This window comes from Musicola keenii (assembly GCF_014855505.1).
GTDB lineage: Bacteria > Pseudomonadota > Gammaproteobacteria > Enterobacterales > Enterobacteriaceae > Musicola > Musicola paradisiaca.
Genome location: NZ_JAAWVW010000003.1, coordinates 133,686 through 147,757, shown reverse-complemented (window position 1 = coordinate 147,757; position 14,072 = coordinate 133,686). Strand labels below are relative to the sequence as shown.

The following is a 14,072-nucleotide window of genomic DNA, read 5'->3' as shown; positions in this document are numbered from 1 at the left end:
TCAGGGTTAATTTCAGGGGGGGTATCGCATGTTTGCTTTATTGAAAGGTTCAATCGCACGATCCTGGTGGTTGCTGGCCTTGTCGTCGGCGTCGGTCGCCCAGGCGGCGGATCTTGTCAGTGGTTCCTGGGCGGACGTGGAAGCGCAGGCCAGGCAGGAAGGGCAGTTGACCTGGTTCAATTGGTATTATCAGGATCGGCTGCGGGAGGAGGTGAAAGCGTTTGAAACGCAGTATGGCATTCATGTCGTTATTCCGGATGGCGAGGCTGCCGCCAGCGTCAATAAACTGTTGGCGGAGCAATCCCGCCCACAGGGTGATATCGATGTGCTGTCGGTGGGCGGCAGTCAGTTCGGTCAGCTCCGGGCGCCCGGATTGTTCTGGGGGCCACTCGATAAACGGCTACCGGACGGCGGCGGTCTGCATTACAACATCGAAGGGGTGGATACCCAAGGGTATGCGGTCGCGTTTTGGGGTAATCAGACCGTGATTGCCTATAACGCCGCCCGCATTCGCGACAACGAATTACCCCATACGTTGCCGCAGTTCGAGCAGTTCATGCAGAACAATCCCGGCGAGTTTGCCTTCAATGTGGAAAATGGCGGTTCTGGCCCGGCGTTTATTGAATCCATTACCCGCACGCTGGTACCGCAGGTGAATTACCGCAGCGCAGACGCCACGCCGACGATCCTGCAACGTTTTGCGCCCGCCTGGAGCTGGTTCAATCGCTATAAAAGCCATTTTGTGATTAGCGCGTCCAACGCCGATAGCATTTCTCGGCTGAATGCCGGCGAGTTCAAGCTGGCGGCATCCTGGGAAGATCTGGTTATTTCGTTGCAGAATCGCGGCGAGGTTTCCCGTGACGTGAAGTTCTATCTGCCGGATTTCGGTATGCCGGGGGGCGGCAATGTGGTGGCCATTCCGGCCAATGCTCGCCACAAAGCGGCCGCGCTGTTGTTTATTCATTGGTTGACGCTGCCGGAAACCCAGCGGCGATTCCATCAGCAGTTCGGCACGGCGCCGTTGTTGCCTGCCGGCAGCAGTACCGTCGACGACGCCAACGAGGCGCTCGATCGCTCCCGGTCGTTCGCTTGGGCGGCCAAGCCGCTGGGTGAAGAGATCAGAAAACAGTTTATTCAGAACGTCATGCTTAAGTGACGTCAACAGGGTATTGCGCCGTGACGTTACCCCGTATTACGGCAGGGATGGGACGGCGCGCATGGTTCACCTATACAGCAAGGAAATGATGATGTCTGATGTTGCACTGATACGTCCGGCGACGCGCGTTGTCCCGGATCGGTTGATCGCTCACCGCGGCGCGGCGGCGCTGGCGCCGGAAAATACGCTGGTATCGATGCGTAAAGCGGCTGCAATGGGGGCCCGTTGGCTGGAAGTGGACGTCAAGCTAACGCGAGACGGCAAGCCGGTGATTATCCATGACGACCGAGTGGATCGTACCACCAACGGCCGTGGGTTGGTGGCGGGGCTGACGTTGGCGGAAATCCGTCGGCTGGAGGCGAGCGCCGGGTTCGGCGCAGAATTCGCCGGTGTCAGGGTGCCGACGTTGGAGGAGTTGATCGAGTGCGTACTGGCGTTGGACATCGGCTTGCAGTTAGAACTGAAGCCCACCGCCGGCGACGATGTGGAAACTGCCGAAACGGCGATTGCGGTGCTGAAGCAGATGTGGCCGGCGAATCGCGAGCGACTGTTTTTGTCCAGTTTCTCCGTGCGCGCCATTCAGACGGCAGCACGGTTAATGCCGGACATACCGCGTGCGTTTGCGGTGGTGGTGCCGCCGCAGGATCCGCAGCGATTGTTGCAGGAAACGCACTGTCAGATTCTGCATTGTCTGGCGGATCTGCTGGATGATGACGCGCAGCAGCGCCTGGCGCAGAGCGGTGTTGAGTATGCCGTCGCCATCATCAATGATGCGGCACAAGCCAAACGGTTGTTGCATCAGGGGGCGCAGACCATCCTGTCTGACATTCCCGATCTCCTGGATCGGGCTTTCTGAGTCTGCCGATGTCAATGGAGGTCATGATGTCCGAACTTCAGGTACGTTTCGAGAACGCCAATAAGATCGTGGATGAGGCCGCCAGCCTGGCAAAGCGGTTGTTTGCCGAACGGAGTCGCATGACAGTCGACGAAAAATCCACCCATGATTTCGCCTCTGATGCTGATCGTCAGGTTGAGCGGTTCATCCGGGAACGCCTGCAACAGGTTTTCCCACAAGACGCTATTCTGGGAGAAGAAATGGGCGGTGAGGTCGGCGATACCTTTTGGGCAATCGACCCGATTGACGGTACGACCAACTTTTTACGTGGACTGCCGCTGTGGGGGATTTCGCTGGGATATGTGGAAAATGGGTTGGCGATGGTCGGAACGATCGCGTTGCCGATGTTGAATCTCAGGGTGTCCGCGGCGCTGGGTTGCGGCGCCTGGTGTAATGGTCTGCCATACCGGCGGCAGGTGTTGTTTCCGGAGGTTCGGCTGGTCGGACTGGGGGAGAGTCAGCGTTGGGCGGCATCGGAAATCGCGATGGTGGATGGGAGTCTGCGTGATGAGGGCTGGGCCGTGGCGAAGTACCGTTGTGCGACGGTTGGTCTGAGTTTTGCCGCACTGGGGTATACCGATGGGTATATCGAACGCTATACCAGCGCATGGGATATCGCCGCCGGCGCGGTGATTTGCGCCGAGGCTGGGCTGACCGTGCGCTATCACGGCGACAACCGGCAGGGGCAGATGCATATCGCGGCTGCTATTCCTGCTGTTCAGTCCATCGTGGAACCGTTTTTCAGGCTCAGACAGTAGATCTTTTCGGGGAGAAAAGCCGGGCAGGGACAGCAAAGGTTGTATATCCGTAAAAGGCTCCATACCCGTAGCGGATATGGAGCCTGATGGCCATTTATTTATTGATAAAGGAGCGGGGTTTTTGTGGCGATCCTGCCAGTGCAGCCTGAATCTTCATTGGGTTGAAGTAGTTGCGCATCAGTCGGATGCGATGATCGTCCGTGAATTCATAACGGATAGCCCAGTCGTAACTGTAAGGCAGGCGTGTCGTTCGGGTGATGCCCTGCTGGCTGCCGTAGGACATGGCCTGGTTTTCGCTGAAGAAGATTTTTTCCACCACTTCGCTGCTGAACTCCACCGTCTGGCCCATTAATGACCAGAAACGGGAGAAGCCTTCGTGGCCGTAGAACACCCCGGTATAGGGTACGTCTACCGGGCCGGTCATATCCCAGACCAGCTGTTCGCTCAGACAGGTTAGCGCCATCGGCAGATCACCGGCGGCATAGGCCTGACTGAGACGCTCCAACGTAGCCTGATTATTGGCGAACACCACCGCCTGGCTTTTGGCCTGAAAACGCGGCGGCGGCGGCGGTGTGTATTCAAAGGTCGGCGCGGCGTGATATTCGCTGTCGCCGGGGAATGGATGGGCGACAATCGCACGGAAATCATCGCGCATTGACGCCATGGACATGATGGCGGGGGTCAGTTTCAACGGACGGCCGGACAGCGCCAGTTGCAAGTTTTCCAACAGTTCGCTGTAACGACGGTTAAAGCGGACGACGGCTTTGCGCAGCTCACCTTCGGGATAGTCACTCACTTTGGAGCCACTGTGGGTTTTTACCGCTTTATCCCAGGGAATGTGTAGCGCATCGCCGGTTGGGCCGCTGGCGATAGTGTCGCCGGCGGTGTAGAGACGTTCGCAATAGATTTCGTTGAACCGGTAGTAATGCGCGACATCGTTATCTGAACCACGCCAGATATTGTGTGGCGAACCTTCCCCTTGATCGCAAATGGTGCGCAGCGCTTTGATTGCGCTGTCCAGATCGGTAACTTGCACCAGTTCGCCGTATGAACCATTGCAGAATTGCTCGGTTGCTAACTGGCGCTCCGGATCGCCGCAGAACACGGCTTTTTCCCCGAAGCTTTCCACAGCGGCACGTAACCGGGATTCGATATAAACATAGTATTCGCCGATAGACATGTCGGTGCAGACATGGCTGGTGATCACTTCCGGGCGGACATACTTGGGATGTTCAACCTGCATAGCCTGGTGGACGGCGAGCTGTGAAAAGGGATGCAGTTGAATTTCCAGATCGTCGATACCGAAAGGCAGTGTTGCCGGATAGTCGGGCAGAAAATGAGGATCATTCACGGCGGGCGTGCCGCCGATAGCGTTGAGCAGGTTGCCGGCGAGGACAAAATGGAGCATTTCTTCGATGACGACGGAGTGAATCACTTCAGAAACGCGCGGATCCATGTCGTCATCCAACGTATAAAGCATGGTCAGGTAAGGTGGAATGAGGGCATGTTCCAGCGCCATGGACTGCTGCAACAGAACTCTGATGTCCTCCAACTCGTGTGCCAGATCCTTATGGCTGTTTAGTTTGACATAGCCGTTTTCCCTGAAGAATGTTTCCAGATCTTGCTGTGTGTTTTGGTCATTTAAGTTCATGGTAACGATCCGTTTTGGTCGGTCTTGCAATGCCGAAGAGTGCAATCAGTCTTATACATTTATTCCTAGCATGAAACCCGAATATCATCATCTTTTGTAGCGTATTTTTACCGTTTAACGTGTACTGGGGCACATTCCGTTTACGTCCGCCAAGATAGCGCGCGCGGCTTGTGTCGACCGGCGGCGGTGCAGTGGCTTGCCTTACCCTGTTTCCCGCTCCACCAGATAGCGATTCTTAAGTGTTCAACTGCGTGGTTGTCGAACCGGCATTCGTTTCTATGAGTGTTGTTCATCGGTGGGCGGTTCGTTACTGATGCCGGATGTGGCGCGGGATGGCTGCAAGTGCGCATGAATAGCCTGCCAGATCTGCGCATCCCGGTCGGCGGCGTCGCCGTGATAAATCGGATGGATGACTTCACGGGTTTGCAATGGAAACCACTGCCCGGTAAACCAAAGACGGATGATGCCCTGTGCCAGCGGCCCCAGCGAGGCAGAGGGGAGAATGCGTTTTTCCAGCCAAACCAGGCAGTGAGACGGATGATTGTCCTGTTGAGCATAAGCATTGATCAATGTTGTCAAGGCGTTGGGCTCTTGACGTCGTAGCTCATCGAAGTAATAAGGGCCAAGCTTGCTGTCGGCGAGTTCCCGTTCGCTGAAACCGGTAAGCAGGGCGGATAGCGCCAGGAAGCGTTGATAGCCGTTATCGGATAGCGGTGAATGACCTGTCGACGATGTTCTTTCGGGAGCGGTGTCGTTATGCATGATGCTGCACCTGGAATAAGACCACGGCGATATTGCGTATCCGACGGGAGAAGACCCGAGTCGACCCGCATATGACCTGATGTGGTCGTCTCCTTGCTGTGTGTGGCGGTCTTCATCCTGAAAACCCACGGAACTCAGCCGGAAAATGGAGCCGTAGCGACTGTTGTGTGTACCCACCTATATCGGTGGGTATAAACCGGGCGAAAAAGAACAACCAAATAACCAAAAACGCTATCAACTTATGATCAGATAGCCAAATCAACTATGGTTTGCCGAAATCACTTTCGCAAGTTTGGTGGTTATAAAATTATGCGGTTTTGATGATGAGTCATTCAGCGTCATGCTTTGAACGATGCCGGCGCGAAACACGATGACCGCTATGATTTGACTGAAAAGCAGTGCAAGGCGCTTGCGATGCCAGTCGTCTTGTCGAGCTAAACGGGCGGTATCCGGGCGCTCTCCCCTGATACCTGAATGAATCAGCGAAAAAGCCATGACTGAGATACGAGTTCTCTGGTTAAAACCGCGGTGTTAATGATGAGCGACCGGTTTTTTAACCTGTAAACGAGGGGGGATGCAGGCGGTAGATGCCCCGCATCAGCGGCCTGATGCGGGGAGGGCGTTGCGGGGATTATGCGTCGGCCGGTTTGATCTGCGTCAGGATGTTCCCCAGCTTTTCACGTTGCTTGGGTTTGATTTCGCGACCAGCGGAGTAACCGGCGTTCTGGATAATCATCTCGTTTAGGCCGATTAACCAGTCGTAAATGTAGTACGCGGTATTGTTGGTTGGCGTCACGGACAGTTTGGTCAAGCGGCGTGAGGTGCCGAAACTGCCGGCCGGTTTCTCCGGTTTGGCGAAGATTTTGTGCCCCTTGTTGACGCGGCTGTCCGGCCGATTGGCTTCCGGCACCTGCTGAAATCCCAGCCAGGCGACAAAATCGCCCAGTACGGTCAACGCGCGAGAAACCTGACGATCGGCCTTGTTTTCCCGATTGACGCCCAGTTGCTCGGAGTCCGCCAGCATGCCTTGCAGGTTATCTTCGATACGCAGCCGGATACTGGCGGTAATTAACTCTTCCACCAACATTTCGATAGTCGGGCGCGTGATGCCCAGCAACTCAATCATCGCGGGGTTTTCCGGCAGATTACGCAGGTGGGTAATCCAGTAACGGTAGAGGTTGCGGGCAAATTCCGCTTCGTAACTGCGGCTTTCGGCAATCTCCTCTTCGGTCGGCGCCGGCTGCTGCGGACGCGGTGCGTCATCATCCTGCCCGGTTTCATCGCCGAACAGGTCGATATCCAGACCGACACCGAACGGCTCGAAATTAGCCGGCGGCGCGGCGGCATCCGGTGTTTCCTGATAAGCGACGAAGTTGTGCTGCGGTTGTTCCTGTTGCAAGTACAGCCGACGTAGTTCATCGCGTGAAGGCAGCATGCGCTCCAGCAGTTCGCCGTGTACGCCGGTGCGTGTTTGCAATGCCCGCAACATGGTTTCCGCGATCCGTTGTTTGCGCGCCGGGTCATCGGAGCCGGTCGGCTGGTACCAACTACCGAGCAGGTTGTCCGAAAGTTCTCGCTGCAATTCGCCCAACTGCTCGCTGATCCGCCCGAGTTTCACCTCGCGTCGCACTTCGGCATCGAGCCAGGCCGCCATGCGGTTGACGCCGCGTTTGTCCATCGCCAGCATGGTGCCCCAGGTATCGCCGGGATTGCCGACGTAACGCTGGACGGCTTCGTCATTGTTCTGCCCGTGTGTAAAGCGCCGATCGAAGCGAGTCACCGACCAAATCAGCCCTGGTTTCCGATGGCTGCGAATCTGCGGATTCTCTCCCTGCGTGTGACGAACCCAATAATCCAGGGCTTTGCCCACGATCCTGACGTCCGACTTGCAGGCGGCGGCGGTACAGACCATCAGCAGGTTCATTTCCTGATTATCGGTATAACGCTCCAGCAGATAAGCGCGCTTGGCTCGCAGCAGAATGCGCGCCAGCGGGTGCGGCCGGGCGCGCAGGATCTGTTCCGGATTGTCCTCGTCATGTTCCTGTTCATCGTCTTGCTGGCTGAAACCGGGGAAATCCAGCAGATCGACCTGTTCAAACAATGACTCACGGGGCGGTGCCATCAACGGGATTTGCAATTCGGCTATCAGCATGGTGAGTTCAGCCAATGACAATTCGGTACTTTTGGCGGCGCGACCGTTGACCATTGGGCGAACCTGAACGCCGGGGTCGGAAGGCGTGTTGAGCCGGTCGAGCTGGCTGGCGTTGAAGATGCCATTGTCCGGCAGCAGGGTTTCATCCACCAGGATGCTGATGGGCGCCAATACTTTGCGTGCACCGGAAAGCTGTTCCAGTGAATGGGCGAACTGGCGATAAGCGGCGGTAATATCGGCCCGCTCGCCCCACAAGACCGAAAACAGACTGGCGCGATCATCAATGCTGAGATGGGGCGCCAGTTCCACCGCCAGCGGCCAAAATTTGCTTTCCAACGGTTTCTGCCGTTTGGCGTCATGGCGCAACAGATAATCCCACAGTGCAACGACGTCATCGCTGTTGAGACCAGGAACCTGTTCCTGTTGTCGATGCAGCGAGAACGTCTTCAGATGCTCCGCGATATGCTGTTCATCCAAATCCTGATGATCGTTTTTTGCGAAATCATGCAGGTAGGCGTGCACCAGAATGCGGGCGATATCCGCTTCGTTCAGTAACAGCAACTGCACCGGGTTAGGCGTATTTTTACCCTCTACCTGGCGGGTGAAACGGGTAACAAACGCGGCCTGCTGATTGTACGGATTGATGTTTTTCTGATAATCCAGCGTCAGCCCGCCGATCGAGGTTTCCAGCCGGCTGTTTTCACCAGCCGCCAGCGACGCCATCAGGTAGGATTTCCCGGCCTGCGCCAGTCCAAACAGCCCCATGGCGATCTCTTTCAGCGAGGCGTCGGCGAGGCCGTGGGTTTTATTGCGACAGCGCCGCAGCTTCACGATCAGGCGATCAGCCTCCATATCCAGACGGGGCACATTGCGCCGGGTTTCTTCTACCCAGGCGATGGCCTGATCCACGCCGTCGGCGACGGATTGCAATTGCCGGCTGAGGCGGCTCGATAGCTGTTTAGGCGTTAGGGCTTTCATTTCTTGAATACGCTCCCGCTGTCGATCCAGTAATGCGTAATGCCGGAGCCGGTACTGGCCAGCGTGTTGAGTTTCAGCCGTAGCTGGTGGGGGGCGACGGGGTAGCGATCGCCGACGACGGCTTCGGCGATATCAAAACGCTCCGGCGTCTGGTGCTCTTCGCCATGTACGACTTTCAAACGCACATGTAGCACGCTGTCGCCTGCTACCTTGCGCGCCAGTTCGGGATCAACAATCGAGAGTGTGTAAAGCGGCGAGGCGGGCCAACGTTCGTTGTCCAATTGACGGAATCCGAGACACAGCGAGCCGCGCATTTCGAAGCCCGGTTGCTTGTCCAGCGTGAACGCGGCGTCATCCAGATCAATATCGTTGTAGTACACGTTGTCGGTAGTCAATACGTTGCTGCTGTCCAGCATCCCCAGATAACGCACGGTGGAGTAGGGTTGGAAATCCCCTGCCTTGAAGTAAAAACCGGGCAGACGCAAATCGAGCGCCAGCAGGCACAGCATCGCGCCGACCGCAGCGGTAGACTTCGGATTTTCGATGCGTCCGCGTTTGTTGAAGGGGTACCAGTCGCTGGTGTGGTAGCCATCCAGCGACATCATGCGATTGATCGGCAGCGGTTGCAGATGACGGAACAATGCCTGAATACCTGGGAAGCGGGACGGGCGACCAGTCAGCAGCAGGACATCGCAAGCATAGAGCGAAACGACTTCGGACATCAGGCGCAGGTGCTGGGTGATATTCATCCGGTTGGACAGAAATTCGCCATGCAGCTTGCTCAGCCGCAGGATCAGCGGCACCTGCAGAATATCGAACGCCGTTTCGGCGTCCGGCAACTCCCGCTGTGCTTCGTTATTCACATATTCCAGCACTTTACGGGTGGGGCGCTGGGACAGCAGCTCACCAAAGGTGGTGTCGATTTCCGCATTCAGATCAAGCGGATCAAACCGTTCGTATGCTTCCAGTATCGCCTGTGCGATCGGGATGAAGATCTGCAGTGTAACCTGCTGGCGCAGCGTCAACTGGCCGTCCATGCGCCCTTCGCTGCCGAACAACCGGGTCATCAGGCTATCCGGCGTATTAAGCCCGGCCTTCTTCAGTGCAGCCTGCAACGCAGGCAGAACATACAGTTGAATCACATCCAGCAGGATGTCGTCGCCGGCAACCTTGAAACCTTCGCGGAATAGCAGGCGGGGAATGATTTTGACATTGCTGCCGACGCCGTCGTCCAGCCAGTATTGTGTAATCGCGAGATCGGTAGTGCCGCCGCCGATATCGATGGAGGCGATACGCAGCGTTTTTCCGGGTTGTTCGTCTTCCGCCAGCTCTTTATCCGGTCGGGCCATACTGGCGAAGAAGGCTTCGGCGCGGCCGCCGAAATTGACCTGCGCTTCGTTGTAGAGATACACCATCTGGCCACAGGTGGCTTCGTCCCATTCCATCTGAACCTGCGGCACAGGAACGCGGCTCAGACGTTTGTCGTCCTCGGTGAGGAAGTCTTCGTCGGCGGGATGCCATCCCATGGCTTTCCAGACCAGCCCGATGGCTTCGTACATGCGGCGGCGGAAGATTTCCCGCTCCGGTTTCGGCATGGCGGAAGGCAGCGTCAGAATGATGTTGCGTAACTGTCGCGGCGCGTTGGTGTGGATCATCTTCAAGCGCTGCGCCGGGCTGTTCATCTGCATCAATGCCTGGGCCAACAGTTCGGAGAGCATGAAGGTCATGACTGAACTGCGGCTATAGTGCGGGCTGAACACCGGCAACCGGTCGTCTGTCGGCAGGCTGAACAGCGGCTGCCCCTCGTCGTTCACCAGCATGGTCAGCGGCATGGCGGTCGCCAGCGGCTCCTGTTGCCGTTGGCCGACGCTCTGGCTGAACCGCCAGCCCGGTGCATAAGGTTCTTCGTCCCACAGATAACGGCGCGGGCTGGAAATGCCGCTGGAACCTTCGGTACCCTGGCGCGTCAGCGCCAGGCGGCTGGCCTCGCGCCCCACTCGGGTAATCGAAGGCCAGACGAAGGCATCGTCGCGGCCACTTTCAAAAGAAAAATTCTGTTTGCCGAAGTTGGCCTGAGCGAACTCCACGCGACTGTCGAACAGTTCGTTGTAGAGATGGTGCGGTTCACCGAGATCGCGGATCTGCAACTCGTAGGTTTGTTTGAGCCCATTGCTTTCATCGGCGTGATCTTCAACCAGAATGCCAGCCGTATGAGAGTTTCCGACGTCGAGGATCAGATCAACGTTGATGGCGGGCTCTTGCAATGTGCCGCTAGTGAGACGAATCTCTGGCAGGTTCAGCAAGGTACCCAGCACATCCAGCAGATTGAGGTAGTGGGCCTGATATTCGAACTCCCGCAGATTCTGGCGGATATCCCGCGGTTTGCGGTGTTCCACCTGCATGGCCTGCTGGGAAAAAATTTCGCGCAACCAGCCGTCGACCCAGGTCTGGTCGAGGAAGTCGAACAGTTCGTCGCTGTGATAGGCCAGGGTGAACAAGCGCCCGGCGTGAATATCATTTTCCGTCGGAACCAGCGATTCGTCGTTGTAGTTTTCCGGGTAAACGCGGGTATCGAACGCCAGACAGATGCGATGCGTGTTGCCGTCGTCATCCGGCTCGTCCAGCGTCAACACCTGAAACCTGGCCCAGTTGTTGGGGCCTTCCATAAAAGTACGCGGCGGGTTGAAACGGAAAAACGGCAGCGGCAACCAGACGTGATTCATTAACCGCAGCGATTGCTCAAGTGTAAAGCTTGATTCCGGGTTGACGGCTTCCGGCAACACCTGCGCGTCGCCCGGCAGCACATAACGACCGTTGTTTTCGTTGAAAATTAACCGCAGCAGCGGGCCATTGGCGCTTTTACGGACAAACCGGTTGGCGAAGTCCGCCTGTGTCGTCAGCTTCAGGGCAAAGTCAATGAACTGGATACCACTGTTCTGAATCAGCGTAATCTGTTGTTTATAATCAATAATTGTTGCCAGCATGGTTATTTGCTCTCACGCTTGATCGTCATCGGTAGGACAGTGTCGGCATCGTAGCGCCCCTTACATTCGGCGATATCGCTGGCATCCTGTCTGACACAGATGATTTCCGGCATCGGATAACGGGAACCATTGCTGCAACGGGCGCGATAGCGGCTGTTGATCACCAGATTTCCGGACTGGTGCAAGCCGGCTTCGACCTCAGCCTGACAGGTTATCCCCTCGCCATAAGTGAATCTGACCCGGCCTTTGCCGTCTCGAATCTGATATTTCAGCACCGGCGGTCTGCCGGTCAGCGGGTTCTTGACGTTCACCGTCGCTTGCCAGTTGCCGTCGAGGAAACGGATTGACCCCATTTTTACGGACTCAAGTGGCATCAGCAATGCGCCTTTAGGGGCGGGGCCCGCATCTGTATGCCCCACTGCCTCGGCGGTTTTCTCTTCCGCCGTTTTCTCCGGTATGGCGGGAACGAGGGTGGGTGCCGGCGCGAGCGACGATTTCTCCAGCGGTAACGTTGGCAACGGAACCGGTTCGGTGGACTTGTCCGTCGGCGTCGGGGTTTCCAGTACCCGTTTTTCCGGTTTGGCACTGGTCGCCGTGGCAGGCGGATGTTCCGGCGCCGGCTGAGAAACGCAGCCGCGGATCTGGAATACCAGCGTCGCCAGTAACGCCGCGCACGGCACCAACCACCAGATACTGGTCCAGACCCGGCGTTTCGTCAGCGCAGCCGGCACAGGTTCTGCGACGGTATCGGGAAGGGTGAAGACCGGCTCCGGTTCGACCGCCGGCTCTTCCGTCGGCAGTTCAGCCGGTGTCAGGGTCGGTTCGATTTTTTCCAGCGGCTCGGGTATCGGTTCTTCCAGCGGCTCAATCGGCTCTGGTTCCACCGGCCTTAGACATTCCAGCGCATCGGCGCGAGATTTCTTGCCGAGGTTGACGAAGCCCCAAAAAGTGATGACCGGTTTATCATCCACCAGATATACGTGGTTGGCGCCAGGAAATTGGAACGCCTTTGCCAATAATACGCCGAACAGTTTCTGGGCCGACTTTTCCGATCGTTGTGCGTTCTCGCTGATGTCGGCAACGGTGTTCTGGTACTGCTCCAGCAGCGCCAACGCCTGTTCGCGTTGTTCGTCGCTTGCCGCCATCCAGGATGTGATTTTACCGTTGAAGGGGGAATACCAGTCGATACGATCGCCATCCTCGTTGGATTGGGGAATGGCCAGGCAGTCAGCGATTGACTGTTGCTTGCGAAGACGTAGCGTTTCCCGTAACTGGAGCGCCGAGAGGTATACCGGCTGACCGTTTTCTCCCAACGCAAGAAAATCGTCTAAATTGCCACTGCGTAAAAATAGTTTTGCCACGCCAAAGAGACCCTTTGTTATAGACAACCAAGGCAGAAAGTAATGTGTAGTCTGCGATTGTAATTCTGATGATAACGAATCAAACCCATGAAGAAGTGACAAATATGACAAATATTTGCGTCATCAGCGTACTGACGGAGCAATATCGCATAAGTATGGCGTGACAGGAATAGCCGGACACGCATAATGGAAGCGGTTACTTGAGTTGATGCAATGAGCAGCGAGTGCTGTTTTAAGGATGTGAGCGGGATCGGCAATTGGTAAAAAACTGTGGTGTTGCGCGGGAACTATCGGTTTTTCCATACTAACATGCAGGTAGGTACTTACTAAAAGTTAGCGATGGACATAAGCTGTGTGCGCGATGGTCTGTCTGATCAGGCGTTATAGGAAAATAAGACAGACACCGTTCGTTTTTCTCACTAAGGAGTTCGCGATGATTGCGATTACAGGTGCGACAGGCCAATTAGGCCGTCTGGTCATTGATGCGCTGGTAAAAACAGTGTCGGAAGATCAGATTGTTGCTGCAGTGCGTGACCCCGGCAAAGCCTCAGGTCTGGCAGCGCAGGGCGTTGTGGTTCGACGTGCCGACTATGATGTACCGACGACGCTTGAAACTGCGTTTGCGGGTGTAGAAAAGTTACTGTTGATCTCCTCAAGTGAGGTTGGGAAACGGGAAGAACAACATAAGGCGGTGATTGCCGCTGCGAAAAAAGCGGGCGTTAAGTTGATTGTGTATACCAGCTTGCTACACGCGGATCGTTCGCCGCTGGGGCTGGCAGCGGAACACCTGGCAACGGAAGAAGCGCTGAAAGTATCCGGTATTCCTTATGTTTTGCTGCGCAATGGTTGGTATACCGAAAACTATGCCGCCAGCATTGCGCCTGCGTTGGCGCATGGCGCGTTTATCGGTGCGGCCGGAGAGGGCCGAATTGCGTCGGCGTCTCGTCAGGATTATGCCGATGCCGCTTCCATCGTGCTGCAACTGGATGGTCAGGCAGGAAAGGTCTACGAATTAGCCGGAGATAACAGTTACACACTGGCGGCATTCACGTCGGAAATCGCCAGACAGAGCGGCAAACCGCTGCAGTACGTAAACCTTTCTCCGTCTGAATTTTCCAATGCGCTACAGCAGGCTGGTTTGCCTGTGGCCTTTGCCGATCTGATTGCGGACTCTGACGCCGGTGCGGAAAAAGGTGCTCTGTTTGACGATCAAAATGTGCTTCGTACTTTACTCGGCCGTCCGACCACACCCTACGTGCAGACGATCAGCGAGACATTGGCAGTGCTCTAACGGTTTTCAGGCTTCCACGGATGGAGCCTGTTCGGTCTGTGCTTCCCCAGCAGTTACGCTTTATTGGCCGCCTTTCCTATGAAA

At 56.3% G+C, this 14,072-nt stretch carries 10 protein-coding genes; 4 read left to right on the top strand and 6 right to left on the bottom strand.

Going from position 1 to position 14,072, the window contains the following annotated elements; all coding sequences use genetic code 11:
• The first annotated feature begins 28 nt into the window (after positions 1–28).
• From HEP82_RS04375 to HEP82_RS04365, 3 genes are all read left to right on the top strand, one after another.
• The gene (locus HEP82_RS04375) at positions 29–1,156 is read left to right on the top strand and encodes an extracellular solute-binding protein (RefSeq protein ID WP_192456968.1); all 1,128 of its coding nucleotides are present in this window, start codon (positions 29–31) and stop codon (positions 1,154–1,156) included.
• A 91-nt stretch (positions 1,157–1,247) separates the two neighbouring features.
• A complete protein-coding gene (locus tag HEP82_RS04370; protein ID WP_192456967.1) occupies positions 1,248–2,012 on the top strand; it encodes a glycerophosphodiester phosphodiesterase family protein in 765 nt (254 codons plus the stop codon).
• Positions 2,013–2,035: 23 nt separating this feature from the next.
• Entirely contained in the window at positions 2,036–2,809 is a 774-nt protein-coding gene (locus tag HEP82_RS04365) for an inositol monophosphatase family protein (RefSeq protein WP_225622315.1), read from the top strand.
• Positions 2,810–2,903: 94 nt separating this feature from the next.
• Here HEP82_RS04365 and HEP82_RS04360 read toward each other — a convergent pair whose 3' ends face one another.
• The 6 genes from HEP82_RS04360 to HEP82_RS04335 all read right to left on the bottom strand — a co-directional run bounded on the left by HEP82_RS04360 (position 2,904) and on the right by HEP82_RS04335 (position 12,697).
• Positions 2,904–4,460: a ferritin-like domain-containing protein gene (locus HEP82_RS04360; protein WP_192456966.1), complete on the bottom strand. Its 1,557-nt coding sequence runs from the start codon at positions 4,458–4,460 to the stop codon at positions 2,904–2,906.
• Between the two features lie 276 nt (positions 4,461–4,736).
• Positions 4,737–5,222, bottom strand: a complete 486-nt coding sequence (locus HEP82_RS04355) for a hypothetical protein (RefSeq protein ID WP_192456965.1) — start codon at positions 5,220–5,222, stop codon at positions 4,737–4,739.
• Positions 5,223–5,480: 258 nt separating this feature from the next.
• Entirely contained in the window at positions 5,481–5,717 is a 237-nt protein-coding gene (locus HEP82_RS04350; protein ID WP_192456964.1) for a hypothetical protein, read from the bottom strand.
• 136 nt (positions 5,718–5,853) lie between these two features.
• The gene (locus tag HEP82_RS04345) at positions 5,854–8,352 is read right to left on the bottom strand and encodes a putative virulence factor (protein ID WP_192456963.1); all 2,499 of its coding nucleotides are present in this window, start codon (positions 8,350–8,352) and stop codon (positions 5,854–5,856) included.
• Complete coding sequence (locus tag HEP82_RS04340) at positions 8,349–11,336, bottom strand: virulence factor SrfB (RefSeq protein ID WP_192456962.1); 2,988 nt, start codon at positions 11,334–11,336, stop codon at positions 8,349–8,351. Before HEP82_RS04340 ends, HEP82_RS04345 begins: the two co-directional genes overlap by 4 nt.
• Before the next feature lie 2 nt (positions 11,337–11,338).
• A complete protein-coding gene (locus HEP82_RS04335; protein WP_192456961.1) occupies positions 11,339–12,697 on the bottom strand; it encodes an SrfA family protein in 1,359 nt (452 codons plus the stop codon).
• 433 nt (positions 12,698–13,130) lie between these two features.
• Between HEP82_RS04335 and HEP82_RS04330 the strand changes: the two genes are divergently transcribed.
• Entirely contained in the window at positions 13,131–13,988 is an 858-nt protein-coding gene (locus tag HEP82_RS04330; RefSeq protein WP_192456960.1) for an SDR family oxidoreductase, read from the top strand.
• The last annotated feature ends 84 nt before the right edge of the window (positions 13,989–14,072 follow it).

Coding starts and splice junctions, on each gene's coding strand:
- HEP82_RS04345 (WP_192456963.1), bottom strand. CDS start 8,352: ATGAAAGCCCTAACGCCTAAACAGCTATCGAGCCGCCTCAGCCGGCAA.
- HEP82_RS04355 (WP_192456965.1), bottom strand. CDS start 5,222: ATGCATAACGACACCGCTCCCGAAAGAACATCGTCGACAGGTCATTCA.
- HEP82_RS04370 (WP_192456967.1), top strand. CDS start 1,248: ATGTCTGATGTTGCACTGATACGTCCGGCGACGCGCGTTGTCCCGGAT.
- HEP82_RS04360 (WP_192456966.1), bottom strand. CDS start 4,460: ATGAACTTAAATGACCAAAACACACAGCAAGATCTGGAAACATTCTTC.
- HEP82_RS04340 (WP_192456962.1), bottom strand. CDS start 11,336: ATGCTGGCAACAATTATTGATTATAAACAACAGATTACGCTGATTCAG.
- HEP82_RS04350 (WP_192456964.1), bottom strand. CDS start 5,717: ATGGCTTTTTCGCTGATTCATTCAGGTATCAGGGGAGAGCGCCCGGAT.
- HEP82_RS04330 (WP_192456960.1), top strand. CDS start 13,131: ATGATTGCGATTACAGGTGCGACAGGCCAATTAGGCCGTCTGGTCATT.
- HEP82_RS04365 (WP_225622315.1), top strand. CDS start 2,036: ATGATGTCCGAACTTCAGGTACGTTTCGAGAACGCCAATAAGATCGTG.
- HEP82_RS04375 (WP_192456968.1), top strand. CDS start 29: ATGTTTGCTTTATTGAAAGGTTCAATCGCACGATCCTGGTGGTTGCTG.